We start from the raw sequence: 18,800 nt of genomic DNA on the forward strand, positions 1-18,800 counted from the left end.
CCGCCACGTCGGCCGTCGCCGAGCACACGAATTCGACGAGCGCCGAGTGCGTCTCGGCGGCCAGCCGGTGAGCCCGGTCACGCGTCCGCGGATCGCGCCAGGTGCCGTCGAGGATCACCGAGTGCCCCTCCCCCAGCAACTGCCGCGCGCGGCGCAGGGCGGTCTCGTAGACCATCGCGACCTGGTCGGGGCTGTAGAGCCCGGCGTTCAGCACGCCGGGCTCACCGGCTGGCCGCCGAGACGCACTCGGCGCTCGTCGAATTCGTGTGCTCGGCGACGGCCGACGTGGCGGCCGACCGGATCAAGACCAGGCCCGCGGGCAATTCGGAGGTGACCCCGGAGATCGCCGCCGCGCTGGCCGCCGGGCACGCCGACTGGGACGGCGCGCACCGGATCGACACCTCACGGCGCCCCGACCTCGTCGCTCGCGAGGCGCACGACCTCTGGCGGGGCGCAACGTAACAGCGGAGGTTCCAACGTCCCGGCCGCCGGGGACCAACGGCCCTGCCCGCACCCGCCGCGCGGGGATACAGTTTGCCTCACCGAATTCGACGAAAATGGTGGCGATGGACGCGAAAGTGCCGACCGAGCAGGTCATCTGGGACGCCGTGACGCTCGCGTGCCGCGCGCCTTCGCTACACAACAGCCAACCCTGGCGGTGGGTAGCCGATGGCACCAGGCTGCACCTGTGGGCCGACCCGCGCCACGCGATGCACGCCACCGACCACACCGGCCGGGAGCTGATCCTGAGCTGCGGCGCCGTCCTCGACCACCTGCGGGTCGCGATGGCCGCCGCGGGCTGGGAAAGCGTCACCGAGCGTTTTCCCACCGAGGGCAGACCGGATCACCTCGCGAGCGTGGGCTTTTTGCCCGTGGAGAACGTGACGGCGCAGTGCCGGCTGCGGGCCGACGCGATCCTTCGGCGCCGCACCGACCGGCTGCCCCTGGGCGCACCGACCGCGTGGCCCACGTTGCATTCGACCCTGAGCCGCGCGGTGACCCCCTTCGACGTGTCGCTGGACGTGGTCGACGACGACGAGCGGCCGAGGCTGGCGGAGGCGTCGCGGCTGACCGAGCAGTTGCGCCGAAGCGATACGTCCTACCTGACCGAATTGCGTTGGTGGACATCGCCCTTCGAATCCAACGCCGACCATGTTCCCGAAAGCGCCCTGGTGTCCAGTTCCGAGGCCGCGCGCGTCGACATCGCCCGCGCGTTCCCGCCGGCGGGCGGGGGCCGCCGCCGCGCCGCGATCGAGGCGGACCACTCCAAGATCGTGGTCCTGTCCACCCATGACGACGATGCGCCGGTCGAAGTGCTGCGCTGCGGTGAGGCGCTGTCGGCGGTCCTGCTGGAATGCACTTTGGCCGGCATGGCCACCTGCACGCTGACCCACATGACGGAGATGTCGCTGAGCCGCGAAATCATCAGGCAGATCACCGGCGGCTCGGGCCAGCCGCAGCTGCTGATCCGGGTCGGCCGGTCACCGGCCAAGGACCCGCACGCGACACCCACCGCCCGGCGTCCGGTGACCGAAGTCCTCGAGATGCGTGCGTGACCGCATGTCAAGGGGGTGGCATCGATGACTCGGCACTGGCTGGTGATGGAAACCAGCGAGAAGGGCGGTGCGGCCCGCAGCCTCGGTGAGCCGGCGCTCGCCGCGCTAATCCAGGACGACGTCGTCGCCGGCGCCGCCCTGTATCGCCAGCCACCGCGACCCTGAGGGGCGGACCTTCAGCGAGATTGCGCTCAGGGTCGTGGACGCACCCTCAATCACAGCCCTCCTGGCAATCTCGGCGGAAACGCCTCATTGCAGTTGCACCGCGCGCTCGAGGTCCAGGATCTGCCGGGTGGTCTTGACCACCACGTCGGGGTTCAGGCTGATCGAGTCGATGCCGCAGCGAACCAGGAACTCGGCCATGTCGGGGTAGTCCGACGGCGCCTGACCGCACAACCCGGAGTGAATCCCGTTGCGCCGGCAGCCCTCCACGGCCAGACGGATCATCTCCTTGACGCCCTCGTCGCGTTCGTCGTAGTCGAAGGCCACGATCTCGCTGTCCCGGTCGACGCCGAGGGTCAGCTGGGTGAGGTCGTTGGATCCGATGGAGAACCCGTCGAAGCGCTTGGCGAACTCGTCGATGAGGATCACGTTGTTGGGGATCTCGCACATCGCGTACACCTTGAGCCCGTTCTCCCCGCGGCGCAGACCATGTTTGGCCATCTCCGCCAGCACCAGGTCCGCCTCGGCCACCCGGCGCACGAACGGCAACATCAGCACGACGTTGGTCAGCCCCATCTGTTCGCGCACTCGCTTCATCGCCCGGCACTCCAGCGCGAATCCCTCGGCGTAGGCGGGGTGCGCATAGCGCGAGGCGCCGCGGAAGCCGATCATCGGGTTGCTCTCGGCCGCCTCGAAGCCGCTGCCGCCGACCAGGCTGGCGTATTCGTTGGTCTTGAAGTCCGACATCCGCACGACGACGGGCTTGGGCCAGAAGGCGGCGGCGATGGTGCCGATCCCTTCCGACAGGCGCTCCACGAAGAATTCGGCGCCGTCGGAATAGGTGTACGTCAGCGTTTCGATGGTCCGCCGGGCCTCGGGATCGTCCACCCGGTCGGGGTGGAGCAGGGCCAGCGGGTGCACCCGGATGTACTCGTTGATGATGAACTCCATCCGGGCCAGCCCCACGCCGTCGTTCGGCAAGAACGACGTCTTGAACGCCAGATCCGGGTTGCCGAGGTTGACCATGATCTCGGTGTGCGGGCGCTCCTGATCGGAAACCTCGGTGCGATCGACGCGAAACCCCAACTCGCCGCGGTAAACCCGCCCCGTGTCGCCCTCCACGCACGACACCGTGACGACCTCGCCGTCGGGCACGCTCGTGGTGGCATCACCCGCGCCGACAACGGCGGGGATACCGAGCTCGCGGGCGATGATCGCCGCGTGGCAGGTGCGCCCGCCCCGGTTGGTGACGATGGCCGCGGCGATCTTCATGATGGGTTCCCAGTCGGGCGTGGTGACGTCGGCCACCAGCACGTCGCCGGCCTGGAACTCCGACAGCTTCGCGAGGTTGTCCATCCTCCTGGCGATGCCCGTGGCGACCTTCTCGCCGACCGAGCGGCCCTCGGCGAGCACCTCCTTGCCCTCGGTGCCCTTGCTCTCCAGCACGTAGCTTTCGACGACCGTCAGGCTGCGCTGGGACGCCGCGGTTTCGGGTCGCGCCTGGACGATGTAGAGCCGCCCGTCGAGACCATCCTTGGCCCATTCGATGTCCATCGGTCGCCCGTAGTGGCCCTCGATGGCGCAGGCGTAGCCGGCCAGCTCGAGGACGTCCTCGTCGGTAATGCAGAACCGGGCCCGGTCGGCCTTCGGGGTGGGGATGTTGCGGACGGTGTTCTTCGTCTCCCCCTCGACGTAGATCATCTTGACCGCCTTATCCCCGATCAGCCGGCGCAGCACCGCGCGGTGGCCGGCCTGATAGGTCGGCTTGTGCACGTAGAACTCGTCGGGGTCGACCGCGCCCTGGACCACGTTCTCGCCGAGCCCGTAGGCGCCGGTGATGAATACGACGTCGTGGAAGCCGGATTCGGTGTCCAGGGTGAACATCACCCCGGACGAGGCGAGGTCGGAGCGCACCATCTTCATGACGCCGATCGACAGCGACACCTTGAAGTGGTCGAAGTCCTGGTCGACCCGGTAGTGGATGGCCCGGTCGGTGAACAGGCTGGCGAAACACCGGCGGCAGGCGTCCAGCAGGCTCTCGGTGCCCTTGATGTTGAGGAAGGTCTCCTGTTGGCCGGCGAAGCTGGCGGTCGGCAGGTCTTCGGCGGTCGCCGAGCTGCGCACGGCCAGGCTGACGTCTTCGCCGTATTCCTCCTGAAGCTGCCGGTAGGCGGCCGTGATCTCGGCGGCGAGCTCCGGGGGAAGCCCTGCGCCATAAACGATTTCGCGGGCCTGCTTGCCCTTGCGCGCCAGCGCGGTGACGTCGTCGGGGTCGAGATCGTCAAGCGTGGCGTGCAGCGTGTCCCAGGCGCCGGCGCTGTCCAGCACGTGCCGGTAGGCCTCGGCGGTGATCGCGAACCCGTGCGGAACGCGCACACCCTGCCCGGTCAGCTTCTGGAACATCTCGCCCAGGGAGGCGTTTTTCCCGCCGACCAGTGGGACGTCCTCGATGCCGATTTCTTCGAAGAAGCGGATGTAGGTGAAATCGCTCATGGTGTTCTTCCTTCGGAAGGGTTGCATCAATACGCTTCGTAGATACCGCGGTTCGCTTTTCGCATGATCACCCGTGCAGTGCGGCCGGGTTGCTGCGGGACTCGGCGGCGAAAGCATCTGCGTTGCTGCTCAATTGCTCTCCCGTCACCCCCCTCACGATATGGCCGGGGGTGCGCCGCCGCAGCCGCCGTTTGGCCTCAGTAGTTGAGGACTTACGGCCCTGCTAGCAGGGCATTGGGGCGCGGAAGGTAGCACCATGGAGCAATTGACCGCGCTCGATGCCGGCTTTTTGGAGGTCGAGGACTCGGATCCGCATGTCAGCCTGGCGGTGGGCGGCGTGTCGATCGTGGAGGGGCCGGTGCCGACCTACGACGAGTTCGTCGCCCAATTCGCCGAGCGGGTCGCAACGGTACCGCGGTGCAGGCAGGTCCTGCGGACCCATCCGCTCGACCTGCGACCACCGGAGTGGGCCGATGACCCGCACTTCGACCTCGCGCGTCACGTGCACCGCGTCGCGCTGCCGCACCCGGGCGGCGACCCTGAACTGTTCGAGATGATCGCGTCGCTGATGGAACGCCGACTCGATCGTGAGCGACCGCTATGGGAGTCGTGGATCATCGAGGGGCTCAGCGGAAATCGGTGGGCGGTGCTCACGAAGATTCATCACTGCATCGCCGACGGCATCGCGATGACGCAGCTGTTCGCCAAGTTCGGCGACGACGACGGCGACGGTGGCACCTTTGCCGTCGACGTCGGCGCCGCCAGGAAGGTCGTTCGGCGCGGGGTGGATCTGTCCAAGATCAACCTCAATCCGTTGAGCTGGGTCAGCGGAATCGGGCGAAGCGCGTTCGGCGCGGTGACCGCGGCCGAACACGCGGCGATCGGGGCGGCCGAGCTGGCCACCACGCTGTTGCGTCCCGCCCCCCAATCTTCGCTGCACGGGCCGGTAACCGCGATGCGGCGGTACAGCGTGGCCCGCGCCCGGCTGCGGGACATGAACAAGGTCGCCCGGGCATTCGGGGTCACGCTCAACGACGTTGCGCTGGCAGCGATTACCAATAGTTACCGCGCCGTCTTGCTGGCACGCGGGGAACAGCCGGGCCGAGACTCGCTGCGCACGCTCGTCCCCGTCTCCGTCCGCGCGGTGGACCACTTCAATGTCGCCGGTAACCGGGTCTCGGCGATGCTGCCGTTGCTGCCCGTCGACGAGGCGGACCCGGTGCGGCAGCTGAAACTCGTGCACGACCGGCTCTCCCACGCCAAAGCGAGCGGTCAAAGCGAGGGTGGCAGCGCTATGGTGGTGGCGGCCAAACGCACCCCGTTTGCGCTGTCGGCGTGGACGATTCGATTGCTCTCGCGATTCCCTCAACGCGCGGTCGTCGCCTTGGCGAGCAACGTTCCCGGCCCACGAAGCCGCCAGCGGCTGATGGGCCGCCGGGTGCTGGAACTCCTGCCGGTTCCTCCGATCGCCCTTCAGGTGCGCACCGGCATCGGAATGCTCAGCTACGCCGACAGTTTCGTCTTCGGCATCACCGCCGACTACGACTCGGCGCCCGACATCGACGCGCTCGCCGCCGGCATCGAGAAGGGGATGGCGCAATTGATTGCGGCCGCCCGGACCCGGCGCCGCAAGGCGTCATGACGCGCCGGACTCGGTGACGCGTTCATACGCCGTCAGCAGTAGGTGGTCGAACTCCGATCGGGCATCGAGGCGCGACCCGGCGGCGCGGAAGTCTTCGGCGATCTGCTCGGCGAGCGGCCGCAACTTGACGTTCGCTGCCTGGGAAAGCCATTTGAGCAATTCGAATGCCGCGCTGTCACTGAGGCCGTAGATCAGCATCAGCATGCCCTTGGCCTGTTCGATGCCGGCCCGGTTCTCGTTGATCTCGGCCACCCTGGCGCTGACGATCTCCTCCGTCCCCTGCCCGGTGGTCGGGGAGACGTCGATGTAAAACCCGTGCGTGCCGACGACGTCGCCGTCGTCGTCAAAGAACCGGTCACCGACAACGACGACGTGGCGCACATTCCCGCCGGTGTCGATGATTCGATGGCGGGTGCTGAACGCCTGCCGGGTGTTGACGATCTGATCGATGGTGGCCGCGACCTGCCCACGGTCGCCCGGATGCTTGTGCGAGAGCACCAGATCGGTGGTCGGCGTCATGCTCCCGGGCTCGTACCCGTGCATCCGCTGCACCTCTTCCGACCACTCCCACCGCTGGTCGGTGAAATAGAAGCGGAACCAGCCGGCGGGTTGTGCGGCGCCGCCTGCCAACGCCTGTTCGACGTCAGCCCGTTGGCCGTCCAGTTCCCACTTCATCTCAAACCTGGTCCTGCCTGGGACCGGCGGTGGCGGCGGGCCGGGTGTTTCTGCAGGGACCCGGGCCGCCGCCTGCCCGCCGGGGATCAGGCGTTGATGACCTCGCGCTGCGAGGCGTTTTCCTTGATTGCCGTCTGTCCGTCGCCGCGACCGACGGCGATCTTGCGCGGCTTGGCCCGCTCGGCCACCGGAATCCGCAGCCGCAGAACACCTTCGCTGTAGGACGCCTCGATCTTGTCGGTGTCGAGGTTCTCGCCGAGCACCAGTTGCCGGCTGAACACCCCGCGCGGGCGCTCGGTGGCCAGCATCTCGCGGTTCGGGTCGAGGGCGGGCCGCTCGGCGCGCACGGTCACGACGTTGCGCTCGATGTCGATGTCGAGCGACTCGGCGTTGATGCCGGGCAGGTCGAACTCGACGACGAACTCCTCGCCCTGGCGCCAGGCGTCCATCGGCATCACTGCCGGCCGGGCGGCCGTACCGAACACCTGGTGGGTAAAGCGGTCGAGGTCACGGAAGGGGTCGGAACGCATCAGCATGGTGGTCACCTCTCACTCCAATCTAGGCGGTGGTCTGGTTATTACCTATGTCCAATGACATAGATTTGGTATAGCACTGTCGACATAATCGCGCAAGTATGGTAAATAGATTTTCTGGGCCAGCTAGCTTCGAGGAGACGCGTGATGACCGACCAACGCGGCGATTCCGGCGTCCCGGCGCCCGATCACGGCGTGTATGGCATCTCGGTGGCCGCCGAGCTGTCCGGCATCCCGGTGCAGTCGCTGCGCCTGTACGAGCGGTATGGGCTGGTCGCGCCGGCGCGAAGCAACGGCGGCACCCGCCGCTACAGCGCCGACGACCTGGCCCGGCTCAAGCGCATCAGCGAGCTGGTCGGCGCCGGTGTCAACCTGGCCGGCGTCGCCCGGATCCTCGACCTCGAGGATCACAACGCGACGCTCTCCGCGGCCAACACCGACCTACGGTCCACCAACCGGACCCTGCGGAAGGCCGCCAGAAGCGCGAGGGTCACGCAGGGGGCCGGCGAACCCGGCGAAGGGGCGGGCTGAGGCACCGCGGCCCTCCGATTGCGCTCACCGACTTCGGGTACACAGCCTGCTGTGCCCTTGAGCTGAAGGAGATGCAATGGGAGAGGTGGCGGAAGCCAAGACCCAGGTGGTCGACGGCGCGCGGCGCGAAGCCGACGAATACCGCGGCGACGAGCCCCGGCCGTTGGCCGGCTACGTGGCGGTGCTGGTCATCTACACCGCCGTGGTGGCCGTCGCGACCACGGCCGCGCTCCTCACCGGGCGGACGTTGCCCACGCGGTGGCGGATTCAGGACCTGATCACGGTCACACTTGGCACCCACAAGCTCTCCCGAACGTTGACCAAAGACGCGGTGACGAGCCCGTTGCGCGCGCCGTTCACCCGCTTCGCGGGCAGCGGCGGACCGGCCGAGGTCATGGAAGAGGTCCGGGAGGAAAGCCCGTTGCGGCACAGCCTGGGTGAACTGCTGACGTGCCCGTTCTGCCTGGACATGTGGGTGGCGACCGGCTTCGCCATCGGCTTGGTCTTCGCCCCCAAATTCACCCGCCTGATCGCCGGCGTCTTCACCGTGTTGACCGGCGCCGACTTCCTTCAGCTGGCCTACTCGATGGCGCAGCAGTCGGCGGAGGGCTGAGCGGCGCTCAGCCGGTCTTCGGCATCGGAATGCCCTCGCTGGCCGCGAACTGCGCGTCCTCCTCGGAGGACAACCCGATCGACACCACCGACCGGGCGAACAGCGCGTCGGTCAGGTAGGCCAGCGACACCGCCCACCGGTTGACGCCCCGCGGGATCGCGTACAGGTGATACGACCGGGTGACGATCTTGGCCGGCAGGCCCGAAAGGTGGATGTTCATCGGGTTGGCCACCGCCTGCCACGGTCCCAGGTCGACCACCAGGCCCAGGTTGCGGTGCTTGTACTGCTTGGGCGTGCCGTAACCGAGGCTGGCCGCCACGTTGCGGGCCAGCACCTTGCCCTGGCGGGTGGCGTGCTGGGCGGTGGGCGGCGTGATCTTTCCCGGCTGGGTCAGGTCGGGGACCGCGGCCGCGTCGCCGGCCGCGAAGACGTCGGGGTGATCCGGCACTTGCAGATCCGCCTGCACTTTGAGCCGGCCCCGCTCGGTCGGCAGCTCCAGATTCTGGATCAGCGGCGCGCCGGTGACACCGGTCACCCAGGCGACCGTGCGCGTGTCGATGCGGGAATCATCGCTGAGCACGACGTGATCGCCGTGAGCTTCTTTGAGGGTGAGGCCGAGCCGGACGTCGATCCCGCGCCGGCGGAGCACCTTCTGCGCGGCGTCGCCCAGCTTCTTGCCGACTTCGGGCATCACCTGCTCGGCCAGATCGAGGAGTACGAACCGGACGGCGGCGGGGTCGAAGCGCATCTGCTTGGCTGCCGCGTCGGCCAGCGCCCGCAGTTGAGCCACCAATTCGGTGCCCGAGTAGGAGGCCCCGACCACGACGACGGTGCGGCGTGCCTGGGCCACCCGCGGGTCGTCCTCGATGTTGGCCAGCTCGAGCTGCTCCACGAAATGGTCTCGCAGGTATAGGGCCTCGGCTGTGGTCTTCAAGCCGCGCGCGCACGTCGCGAGGCCCGGCACGTCGAAAAGCCGTGTCACCGAACCCGGCGTGAGCACCAACCGGTCCCAGGCCATGGTGTGGCTGCGCTCTTCGGGATCGCACCAGCTCAGCGTTCGCTGGGCGAAGTCCACACCATCGACGCGGCCGCGCACCACGTGCACGCCTTTGAGGCTGTTGGCCAGGGGGATCGCCACGAACCGGGCATCGACGACCCCACCGGCAACGTCGGGCAGCAGCGGGGTGTACAGCATGTAATCCACCGGGGAGACGATTGTGATGTCGGCCCGCACCCGTTGTCGCCGCAGGATGCGGGCCAGGCGGTGCGCGCAGGTGAATCCGGTGAAGCCGCTGCCAACGATCACTATCGAGGTCATTAATCCGAGTGTAGGACGGACGCCCCGCCTAAATCCGGGCCGCCCTTCGCGGTTGCGCGTGGCCGGTCCGCGCGATTATCGTCAAAAATGTTTGGCGGCAGCCCATTACGTGCGTGCGGCGGCGGTGCGCAGTATTCTTGCCGGCCGCGCCACGGGCGCCATTCGTCGTGGGAGCCCGAGGCTCGCGCTTCGCTATTTGGCTTATCGACTTTCGCTTGGTGGGTTGACACAGGGATGATCACAAGAAGACTTGGATAAACGAGGCGTGGCTCTCGGGAAGGAGTGTGCCCGGATTCGACAGGGGGATGCTATGCAAGAGGGCAGTACGGCGGTCGTCGCCCGGCTCGCGGAAATGGTGTCCGATCTCGGCCGACAGGACACTGACACCGCGGCGGGCCTCAGCGAACTGATCGGCAACGGCGTAATGCACGTCGCGGGTTCGCAGTACGCGGGCATCACCCTGGCGGAGCGGAGCAAGGCGGTCACCAACGTGGCCGCCACCCATCGTTACCCGATGGTGCTGGACGCGATCCAGAACCGATACGGGGAGGGGCCATGCGTTGAGGCGGCCTGGCGCCACCACGTGATGCACGTCGAGGACCTCACCGAAGACGAACGGTGGCCGCGGTACCGACGTTGTGCGCTCGAGCAGACCCCGATCCGGTCCATTCTGTCGTTCGAGTTGTTCGTCGACCGCGGCGGCATGGCCGCGCTCAACTTCTATGCCGACTCCCCGCACGCTTTCCACGACGACGCGGTGGAGCTCGGCACCGTCTACGCCACGCACATCGCGCTGGCGTGGTCAATCATGCGCCGCCAGGACCAATTCCGCAGCGCCCTGGCCTCTCGGGACATGATCGGACAGGCCAAGGGAATCGTCATGGAGCGCTTCAACCTCGACGCCGTCGAAGCGTTCGAACTGCTCACGCGGCTCTCGCAGAAATCCAACACCCGGCTCATCGACATCGCGAAATCGTTGATCGAAAGCGAGCATCCGCTCAAACGCCGGCGCCGCTGAGGCGGCGTTTCGGGGGCCGCGAGACGGGTATGTGCTTAGCACATGAAGGCTGTCACGTGGCACGGCAAGCGCGACGTTCGGGTGGAGTCGGTGCCCGATCCGAAGATCGAGCAACCCACCGACGCGATCATCGAAGTCACGTCGACCAATATCTGCGGTTCCGACCTGCACCTGTATGAGATCCTCGGGGCCTTCATGAAGCCAGGGGACATTCTCGGGCACGAACCCATGGGAATCGTGCGTGAGGTCGGGGGCGAAACGGGCGACCTGCGGGTTGGGGACCGGGTCGTCATCCCCTTCCAAATCTCTTGCGGCAGTTGCTACATGTGCGACAAGCGGCTCTACACCCAATGTGAGACCACCCAGGTGCGCGACCAGGGCATGGGGGCCGCACTGTTCGGCTACTCGGAGCTGTACGGCGAGGTCCCCGGCGGCCAGGCCGAACTGCTGCGGGTCCCGCAGGCGCAGTTCACCCACATCAAAGTCCCTGTGGGACCGCCGGATTCGCGGTTCGTCTACCTGTCCGACGTGCTGCCGACCGCGTGGCAGGCGGTGGCCTACGCCGACATCCCGGACGGTGGCACGGTCACCGTGCTCGGCTTGGGCCCGATCGGCGACATGGCCGCCCGCATCGCCCATCACCTCGGTTATCGGGTGATCGCCGTGGACCTGGTGGCCGAACGCCTCGGACGTGCCGCGCAGCGCGGTATCCACACCATCGACCTGGGACGGCTGGACTCCCCACTGGGAGAGGCGATTAGGGACCTGGCCGATGGGCGCGGCTCCGACTCGGTCATCGATGCGGTGGGCATGGAAGCGCACGGTTCCCCGGCGGCCAAGCTGGCCCAGCAGGCCACCGGAATGTTGCCGGACTTCATCGGCAAGCGGCTCATGCAGACCGCCGGCGTGGACCGGCTCAGCGCCCTGTACTCCGCCATCGACATCGTGCGGCGGGGCGGCACGATATCTCTGATAGGCGTGTACGGCGGGATGGCCGACCCGCTGCCGATGCTCACCCTGTTCGACAAGCAGGTGACCCTCCGGATGGGCCAGGCGAACGTGAAGAGGTGGGTGGACGACATCATGCCGCTGCTCACCGACGACGACCCGCTCGGCGTCGACACCTTCGCGTCGCACGTGCTGCCCCTCGACCAGGCCCCGCACGCCTACGAGATCTTCCAGAAGAAGCAGGACGGTGCGGTTAAGGTCATGTTAAGGCCCTGAAAACCGCTGTGCGGCAAGGCCTCTCCGATTCACCGTTTGGAGGAGGCCCCGGTAGGGTATTGAAAGCGCCATGACATCCGCAGAAGCCTCCGTCCCCACCCCCACCGGAGAGGTGTGGCCGGGCCGCGCCTACCCCCTGGGCTCCACCTACGACGGGGCGGGCACCAATTTCGCCGTCTTCAGCGAAGTGGCCGAGCGGGTGGAGCTGTGCCTGTTCGACGCCGACGGCACCGAGAGCCGGATCCCGCTGCCCGAGGTCGACGGCTACATCTGGCACGCCTACATTCCCAACATTGAACCCGGACAGCGCTACGGCTACCGCGTGCACGGCCCGTACGACCCGCAGAACGGCTTGCGGTGCAACCCGAACAAGCTGCTGGTGGACCCGTATTCGAAGGCCATCGACGGGTCGTTCGAGTGGGACCAGGCCCTGTTCAGCTATAACTTCGGCGACCCGGACAGCCGCAACGACGACGACTCCGCCGCCTTCATGCCGAAGTCGGTGGTGATCAACCCCTACTTCGACTGGGGCAACGACCGGCCACCGGACCACCAATACGCCGACACGGTCATCTACGAGGCGCACGTCAAGGGCCTGACGCAGACCCACCCCGACATCCCCGAGCAGCTGCGCGGCACCTACGCGGGCGTCGCGCACCCGGTGATCATCGAGCACCTCAAGAACCTCGGCGTCACGGCCATCGAGCTGATGCCGGTGCACCACTTCGCCAACGACTCCACCCTGGTCGACAGGGGCCTGTCAAATTACTGGGGCTACAACACGATCGGATTTTTCGCACCCGACTTCAAGTACTCCAGCTCCGCCTCGCCCGGCGGGCAGGTGCAGGAATTCAAGGCCATGGTGCGCGCCCTGCACGAGGCCGGCATCGAGGTCATCCTCGACGTCGTCTACAACCACACGGCCGAGGGCAACCACATGGGCCCGACGCTGTCGATGCGCGGCATCGACAACGCCGCGTACTACCGGCTCGTCGACGATGACAAGCGGTACTACATGGACTACACCGGTACCGGTAACAGCCTCAACGTCGGGCACCCGCACGCCCTGCAGCTGATCATGGACTCGCTGCGCTACTGGGTGACCGAGATGCACGTCGACGGCTTCCGCTTCGACCTCGCCTCGACGCTGGCCCGCGAGTTCTACGACGTCGACCGGCTGGCCACGTTCTTCGAACTGGTGCAACAGGATCCGACGGTCAGCCAGGTCAAGCTGATCGCCGAGCCGTGGGATGTCGGGCCGGGTGGCTACCAGGTGGGCAACTTCCCGCCGCAGTGGACGGAATGGAACGGCAAGTACCGCGACGCCGTCCGGGACTTCTGGCGGGGCGAGCCGTCGACCCTCGACGAGTTCGCCTACCGGCTGTCCGGATCGGCCGACCTGTACGAGCACACCGCGCGGCGTCCCGTCGCGTCGATCAACTTCGTCATCGCCCATGACGGGTTCACGCTGCGAGACCTGGTGTCCTACAACGAGAAACACAACGAGGCCAACGGCGAGGACAACAACGACGGCGAGAGCCACAACCGGTCCTGGAACTGCGGCGCGGAGGGTCCGACCGACGACCCGGACGTCAACGCGCTGCGCGCGCGCCAACAGCGCAACTTCCTCACCACGCTGCTGCTCTCGCAGGGCGTGCCGATGATCTGCCACGGCGACGAGCTTGGCCGCACCCAGCACGGCAACAACAACGGGTACTGCCAGGACAACGAACTCACCTGGATCGACTGGTCCAAGACCGACAACGGCCTGCTGGAGTTCACCCGCCTCGTGTCGGCGCTGCGCGCCAACCATCCGGTGTTCCGCAGGCGCCGGTTCTTCTCCGGCAAGCCGCTGGGCCGCCGCGGCCAGGACGGGCTCCCCGACATCGCCTGGTTCACCCCCGAGGGCACCGAGATGACCGAGGAGGACTGGGGCGCGGGATTCGCGAAGTCCGTCGCGGTGTTCCTCAACGGACACGGCATCCCGGACCGCGACGCGCGGGGCCAGCGGGTGCTCGACGACTCGTTCCTGCTCTGTTTCAACGCCCACTACGAGCCGATCGAATTCACGTTGCCGGCAAAGGAATTCGGTGCATCGTGGCAGCTCGTGGTCTTCACCGGCCCCGACGAGGAGACGCCCGCGGAGGAGGTGCCCGGCGGTGGCACGCTCACCGTGGACGCGCACACGGCCGTGGTGCTGCAGGCCCCCGACGGGGGCTGATCCCGCCCGGGTGGCCGGGGACCTTCCGCCCATGGATTGATTACCTTGTGCCCTCGGGCATCGGCCGTCGATCCGCGCACACTGTCGGGTGCGCGCCGTGGGGGAAGGAAGGGGCAGCCGATGGACGGGCGGAGCCCCGAGGCGTGCCTGAACGACGTGGCCTGGTGCAGGCGGATCGCCCTGGCGGTGGTGTTCGCCATCGCGACGATGACGTGGGTGGGCTGGGCGACGGGTATTGACCGACTGACCCGCATCCACCCGACCTGGCCGGAGATGATGCCCTGGACGGGCGTTTGGCTGGTGGGGCTGGGTGCGGCGATTCTGCTCCAGTCGGGGCGCCCCTCGCTCGGGCGCGCGTGGGGCGGGCGAGGACTGGCACTGGTCGTGGGCGTCCTCGCCGTGATCGTGCTCGCGGAGTACGCCACCGGCAGGCCGTCGACCGGATTCGACCAGGTGTGGTTCGGTGACGCGGTCCGTGCATCACGATGGAGCTGGCCGGGGCGGCCGAGCCCGCAGACAGGCGTGTCGGCGCTGTTCCTGGCGGCGGCCACCGGCCTGATCCGAGTGGATCGCGGGACGCGCGTGGTCCGGCCCGCGTGCACCGCCGCCGGCGGTGCCATCCCATTCGTCACGGTCGGTGCCTACCTCTTCGACGCGCTGGCGCTGGTGGGCACCTCGTCTTCGACCGGCCAGGCACTGATGACGGCGTCGGCGCTGCTGCTGGTCGCCGCGGCGACGGCGCTGGCGCGCCCCGACCGGTTCCCGGTCGCCTGGCTGCTCGCCCGCCCCGACCGGAAGTCGCTGCTTCGGCTGGCCGGCCTGCTCGCCGCGCTTCCGGTCGTCGTCGCGGTTTCGCGGCCGATCTTCCTGGCGCTCGGGGTCGGACCGCACGCCGAGTGGACCTTCTCGATCCTGCTGGGAACCCTCGTCGTCGGGGTGATCACTTTCGTGTTCATCCAGAACGAGCAGAAACTGCTGATCGAGAAGGAGCTGGCCAGTACCGAGCGCGCCGAGGCCGAGGCGCGCTACCGCATCCTCGCCGACAACGCGGTCGACATCATCGTGCACCTGCGCGACGGCGAGCTTGCGTGGGTCTCGCCGTCCGTGGAGGCCGCGTTGGGCCGCGCCCCGCAAGACTGGACCGGCTCGGATTTCGACCAGTACATCCATCCGCGTGACCTCGAGGCGGTCATGACCGCGCTGGGGAGGGTCGCGGCCGGCGAATCGATGCTGCAACGGTTCCGGGTGCGTTCCGCCGACGGCAACTACCACTGGGTCGAGGGCCACGGAAAACCGTACGTCGACGCCGAGGGCAACACCGACGGCCTGATCGCCGCGGTGCGCGTCATCGACGAGCAGGTGGAGGCGGAGCGGCGGCTGGAACGGATGGCGAGGTTCGACACCCTTACCGGGCTGGTGAACCGGGCCGAGGCCATCAGCCGATTCGAGGCCGCGATGCAGAAGCCGCGACCGCTCGGGACGTACGTGGGGGTCCTGTTCTGCGACGTCGACCGCTTCAAGGAGGTCAACGACACGTGGGGCCACGGGGTGGGCGACTGTGTGCTGGCGACCCTCGCCGCGCGGATCCGCGAAAGTGTGCGCGCGGGTGACACGGTGGGCCGGATGGGCGGCGACGAGATGCTCGTCCTGCTGCCCGACATCCACAGCATGGACGAGCTCGTCCAGATCGCCGAGAAGATTCGCTGCCGTGCCGCCGAACCCATTGCGGTATCCGGGAAGTGGTTATCGGCGACGCTGAGCATCGGCGCCACGCTTGCCATGCCCGGCGAGTCCGTCGACGCAATCACCGCCCGGGCGGACGCGGCCATGTATCGGGCCAAGCTGGGTGACCGGAACACCGTGGTTCGCAACTAAATTGCCGAGCCCCCGCCCTGCGACGCGTGATATCCGGTAGGTTTTTGCCGACGGCAGCTCGTTACAAGAGAGGGCAAATATGTCAAGGACAGTGGTGGTCGGCGCCTCGAGCGGACTGGGTCGCTGCATCGGCGTCGGTCTCGCCCAGCGCGGCGACCAGGTCGCGCTGTTGGCCCGGCGCCGCGAGCGCATCGAGGCGGCGGCCAAGGAGGCCGGCTCCGGCGCGATCGCCATCGAATGCGACGTCACCGACGAGGCGTCGTGCCGGTCGGCGATCGCCGCCGCCGCCGACGCCCTGGGCGGGATCGACAACATCGTCTACACCCCCGCCGTCGGGCCGCTGGTCCGCATGGTCGACACGGACGCCGCGACGTGGCGGCGCATCTTCGACACCAACGTCATCGGGGCGGCGCTGGTGACGGCCGCTGCGGTGCCGCATCTGACGGTCTCCGCGGGCAAAGCGGTCTACCTGTCCTCCGACGCCGGCACGTTCGGGCCGCCATGGCCGGGCCTGGGCGCGTACGGCGTCAGCAAGGCGGCCCTCGAGCGAATGGTCGACGCGTGGCGGGCCGAGCACCCCGACATCGGCTTCACCACCTTCATCGTCGGGGAGTGCCCAGGCGGCGAGGGGGACGCGGCCACGGGGATGAACATCGGCTGGGACATGGACCTGGCCATGAAGGCCGTGCCGCTGTGGGCCTCCCGCGGTTGCATGCCCGGCAAGCTGATGCCGGTCGAGGACCTCGTCGACGTGGTACACACGATCCTCCGGACGAACGCCGCGACCTCGATGCCGGTGGTGGTGGCCAGGGGCGCGCCCGCCAGCCCCGCGGCGTTCGCGGATTCCGCGCAGTCCTAGCGGCGGTCTTAAGCGCGGCCCAGCTTCTCGCGGACCAGATCGGTCAGGAAACGCCCGGCCGAGGTCGGCCGGAAGGCGCGGGCCGCCCCGGTGAGCGCCTCGCGCGCGTCCGGTGGCAGCTCGACGTCGGCGGCGGCGACGTTGAACTCCAGCTGCTCGACGCTGGACGCGCCGGGGATGGCGACGACGCCCGGATAACTGATCAGCCAGGCCAGCGCCACCTGAGCGGGCTTGGCGCCGACCGCGGTCGCGACGTCGCGCAGCGTCTGCAGCAGCGGCTCGACGCGGCGCAAATTCTCGGTGCCGAACAGCGAGTTCAGCGCCCGGATGCCCCCGGGACGGTTGTCCAGGCCATACTTGCCGCCCAGCAGACCCTGTTCGAGCGGGCTGTAGGCGATCACGATGCGGTTCTCCCGCTCGGCGAAGGGCACCAGATCCTCCAGCGCCCCGGCGTGGGCCAGCGAGAAGTGGACCTGATTGCTCACGACCGGCCGCCCGAGCGCCGCGTCGGCCTTGCGCCACCGCTCGAGCGAGTAGTTGGAGACGCCGACCGCGCCGATCTTGCCGCTGTCGAGCAGGTCCCGCATGCCCGGCATGATCAGCGTGTCGGGGACCAGTGGGTTGGACTGGTGGATCTGGTAGAGCGGGATGCGGTCCAGACCCAGCCGCCGCGCACTGGCGCGCTCGCGCTGCTTGATCACGGCGGGGAACGGCGCGACCGGCATGATCTTGCTGGCCACCGCGACGTCCGCGCGCTCGTCGCCGAGCGCCTCGCCCAGGATCCGCTCGCTCTTGCCCAGCCCGTACACCTCGGCGGTGTCGAACAGCGTCACCCCCAGGGCGCGGGCCCGGCGCACGATGTCACGCGCGGCGCCCGAGGCGTATCCCTCGCCGTAGCCCCACTCACGTGACCCGAACTGCCAGGTGCCCAAGCCGATTCGGCTGACGCGGCCCACTCCGTCGACGTCGAGATACTTCATGCGCCCACCCTAGCCAGGGATCTTGCCCAGCACGTAGTTGGCGATGCCCACCCCGGCCAGCCGCGGTTGGCCGCTGTCCGTGGTGCCGCTGCTGGAGACCATCACGTCGACGATGACGTTGGCCTTGGCCGCGATCGCCCGGGCCGAGCGGATCTGCAGGCCCTTCGGAGCGAGGTCCAGCGTGGTGATGCCGTTGGAGGCGTCGGCGGGCGTGCCCACCGAAAACGGGAGCGCCTCCCCGTTTGGCGGTGTCAGCGTCACGGTCAGGCCGCCGCATCGGCGCCATCCCGACAGCAACACCCCCAGCTGCGCCTGGGCCGCCGCCGGGTCGCGGAAGGCCACTACGGCCTCGATGACCTGAGTGGACTTGAGAAAGCTGCGCGAGTCCCGGAACTCCGCCGCGCGGTATCCGGCGACGCCGGCGCCGCTATAGGCGTCCGGCGTGCCGGGGGCGACACTGCCCCAGCATTCCGGCCGGTCGATGGCCCCTTCTGCGTTCGCGCGGCCCATGTTGTCCCACGTCTGGCCCGCTTCGATGTTCTCGTCGGTGGTGAGGTTCTTCAGCGCGTCGGCGCCCGGCAGGAGCGTGGCCAGGGCGTCGGCTGCGACCGGGCCCGGGGCGGCCGGGGTGGCCGCGCTGGTCGAGGTGGTAGCCGGCGCCGCCGTTTGGGTGGACGGGGCGCCGCCCAGCGTGGCCCACGCGATCAGGGCGACCACCATCACGGCGATGAACGCGTACGACAGCGCCAGTCCCGCCCGCGCGCGGTCGCGGCCGAGCTCGCCGGTGCGGCGGATCTGCGCCAGGCCGGCGTGTCCCAGGATCGCCCCGACGGGCGCGAAGACGAACGCGAACACCAGCGACAACGTCGCCAGCACGTTGACCGGCGGCGGCGTGGATACCGGCGGCGGCGCGAAGACCGGCGGCTCCATAGGGGGCGGGGCGGCCGGTAAGGAGGCGCTGGCGTGACCGACCCGCAGGACCCGTATTGGCAGAACCCCTACACGTACGACCCTCTTGGCCGGGTCCCGCCCGCGCGCGGTCGCGGCCGAGCTCGCCGGTGCGGCGGATCTGCGCCAGGCCGGCGTGTCCCAGGATCGCC

17 protein-coding genes and 1 pseudogene are annotated in these 18,800 nt (G+C 68.4%); 11 read left to right on the forward strand and 7 right to left on the reverse strand.

The window, feature by feature from the left end:
• Window positions 1-226 (reverse strand): annotated as a pseudogene (locus A5697_RS01610) (AAA family ATPase); the annotation flags it as partial.
• 38 nt (window positions 227-264) lie between these two features.
• Between A5697_RS01610 and A5697_RS01615 the strand changes: the two are divergent.
• The 3 genes from A5697_RS01615 to A5697_RS27530 all read left to right on the forward strand — a co-directional run bounded on the left by A5697_RS01615 (window position 265) and on the right by A5697_RS27530 (window position 1,721).
• Complete coding sequence (locus A5697_RS01615) at window positions 265-462, forward strand: hypothetical protein (RefSeq protein ID WP_068007403.1); 198 nt, start codon at window positions 265-267, stop codon at window positions 460-462.
• Window positions 463-557: 95 nt separating this feature from the next.
• Window positions 558-1,556 carry an NAD(P)H nitroreductase gene (locus A5697_RS01620; RefSeq protein WP_067946582.1) on the forward strand — a complete coding sequence of 333 codons (999 nt, stop codon included), beginning with the start codon at window positions 558-560 and terminating at the stop codon, window positions 1,554-1,556.
• Between the two features lie 24 nt (window positions 1,557-1,580).
• Window positions 1,581-1,721 (forward strand): hypothetical protein, encoded by a 141-nt coding sequence (locus tag A5697_RS27530; protein ID WP_156673052.1) that lies wholly within the window; start codon window positions 1,581-1,583, stop codon window positions 1,719-1,721.
• Between the two features lie 84 nt (window positions 1,722-1,805).
• Here A5697_RS27530 and ppsA read toward each other — a convergent pair whose 3' ends face one another.
• On the reverse strand, window positions 1,806-4,211 hold the full coding sequence (gene ppsA, locus A5697_RS01625; RefSeq protein WP_068007407.1) for a phosphoenolpyruvate synthase: 2,406 nt from the start codon (window positions 4,209-4,211) through the stop codon (window positions 1,806-1,808).
• 256 nt (window positions 4,212-4,467) lie between these two features.
• Here ppsA and A5697_RS01630 point away from each other — a divergent pair, with 256 nt between their 5' ends.
• Window positions 4,468-5,853 (forward strand): wax ester/triacylglycerol synthase family O-acyltransferase, encoded by a 1,386-nt coding sequence (locus A5697_RS01630; RefSeq protein WP_068007410.1) that lies wholly within the window; start codon window positions 4,468-4,470, stop codon window positions 5,851-5,853.
• Here A5697_RS01630 and A5697_RS01635 read toward each other — a convergent pair.
• Together A5697_RS01635 and A5697_RS01640 are read right to left on the reverse strand one after the other, a co-directional pair.
• The gene (locus A5697_RS01635) at window positions 5,848-6,528 is read right to left on the reverse strand and encodes a PAS and ANTAR domain-containing protein (protein WP_068007413.1); all 681 of its coding nucleotides are present in this window, start codon (window positions 6,526-6,528) and stop codon (window positions 5,848-5,850) included. The genes A5697_RS01630 and A5697_RS01635 overlap by 6 nt on opposite strands.
• 86 nt (window positions 6,529-6,614) lie before the next feature.
• On the reverse strand, window positions 6,615-7,064 hold the full coding sequence (locus A5697_RS01640) for an Hsp20/alpha crystallin family protein (RefSeq protein WP_067946614.1): 450 nt from the start codon (window positions 7,062-7,064) through the stop codon (window positions 6,615-6,617).
• Window positions 7,065-7,208: 144 nt separating this feature from the next.
• On the opposite strand from A5697_RS01640, the gene A5697_RS01645 reads away from it, so the two are divergent.
• On the forward strand, window positions 7,209-7,592 hold the full coding sequence (locus tag A5697_RS01645; protein ID WP_068007416.1) for a helix-turn-helix transcriptional regulator: 384 nt from the start codon (window positions 7,209-7,211) through the stop codon (window positions 7,590-7,592).
• Between the two features lie 76 nt (window positions 7,593-7,668).
• The gene (locus A5697_RS01650) at window positions 7,669-8,205 is read left to right on the forward strand and encodes a DUF1360 domain-containing protein (protein WP_067946592.1); all 537 of its coding nucleotides are present in this window, start codon (window positions 7,669-7,671) and stop codon (window positions 8,203-8,205) included.
• A gap of 7 nt (window positions 8,206-8,212) precedes the next feature.
• Here the strand turns inward: A5697_RS01650 and A5697_RS01655 are convergent, their stop codons facing one another.
• Complete coding sequence (locus tag A5697_RS01655; protein ID WP_068007418.1) at window positions 8,213-9,523, reverse strand: NAD(P)/FAD-dependent oxidoreductase; 1,311 nt, start codon at window positions 9,521-9,523, stop codon at window positions 8,213-8,215.
• A gap of 310 nt (window positions 9,524-9,833) precedes the next feature.
• Here A5697_RS01655 and A5697_RS01660 point away from each other — a divergent pair, with 310 nt between their 5' ends.
• The 5 genes from A5697_RS01660 (at window position 9,834) to A5697_RS01680 (ending at window position 16,720) form a co-directional block, all read left to right on the forward strand.
• Window positions 9,834-10,541: a GAF and ANTAR domain-containing protein gene (locus A5697_RS01660; protein WP_068007421.1), complete on the forward strand. Its 708-nt coding sequence runs from the start codon at window positions 9,834-9,836 to the stop codon at window positions 10,539-10,541.
• A 42-nt stretch (window positions 10,542-10,583) separates the two neighbouring features.
• Complete coding sequence (locus A5697_RS01665; protein ID WP_068007424.1) at window positions 10,584-11,765, forward strand: zinc-dependent alcohol dehydrogenase; 1,182 nt, start codon at window positions 10,584-10,586, stop codon at window positions 11,763-11,765.
• Window positions 11,766-11,835: 70 nt separating this feature from the next.
• Window positions 11,836-13,986, forward strand: coding sequence for a glycogen debranching protein GlgX (gene glgX, locus A5697_RS01670; protein WP_068007426.1), 2,151 nt, complete (start codon window positions 11,836-11,838; stop codon window positions 13,984-13,986).
• A gap of 120 nt (window positions 13,987-14,106) precedes the next feature.
• On the forward strand, window positions 14,107-15,861 hold the full coding sequence (locus tag A5697_RS01675) for a sensor domain-containing diguanylate cyclase (protein ID WP_068007429.1): 1,755 nt from the start codon (window positions 14,107-14,109) through the stop codon (window positions 15,859-15,861).
• A gap of 91 nt (window positions 15,862-15,952) precedes the next feature.
• Window positions 15,953-16,720 (forward strand): SDR family oxidoreductase, encoded by a 768-nt coding sequence (locus tag A5697_RS01680; RefSeq protein ID WP_082953194.1) that lies wholly within the window; start codon window positions 15,953-15,955, stop codon window positions 16,718-16,720.
• Between the two features lie 8 nt (window positions 16,721-16,728).
• Here the strand turns inward: A5697_RS01680 and A5697_RS01685 are convergent, their stop codons facing one another.
• Together A5697_RS01685 and A5697_RS01690 are read right to left on the reverse strand one after the other, a co-directional pair.
• Complete coding sequence (locus tag A5697_RS01685; protein ID WP_068007435.1) at window positions 16,729-17,700, reverse strand: aldo/keto reductase; 972 nt, start codon at window positions 17,698-17,700, stop codon at window positions 16,729-16,731.
• A gap of 9 nt (window positions 17,701-17,709) precedes the next feature.
• Window positions 17,710-18,693 (reverse strand): sensor domain-containing protein, encoded by a 984-nt coding sequence (locus A5697_RS01690; RefSeq protein WP_231971942.1) that lies wholly within the window; start codon window positions 18,691-18,693, stop codon window positions 17,710-17,712.
• Window positions 18,694-18,800: the final 107 nt, after the last annotated feature.

This window comes from Mycobacterium sp. E3251, assembly GCF_001666835.1.
Classification (GTDB): domain Bacteria; phylum Actinomycetota; class Actinomycetes; order Mycobacteriales; family Mycobacteriaceae; genus Mycobacterium.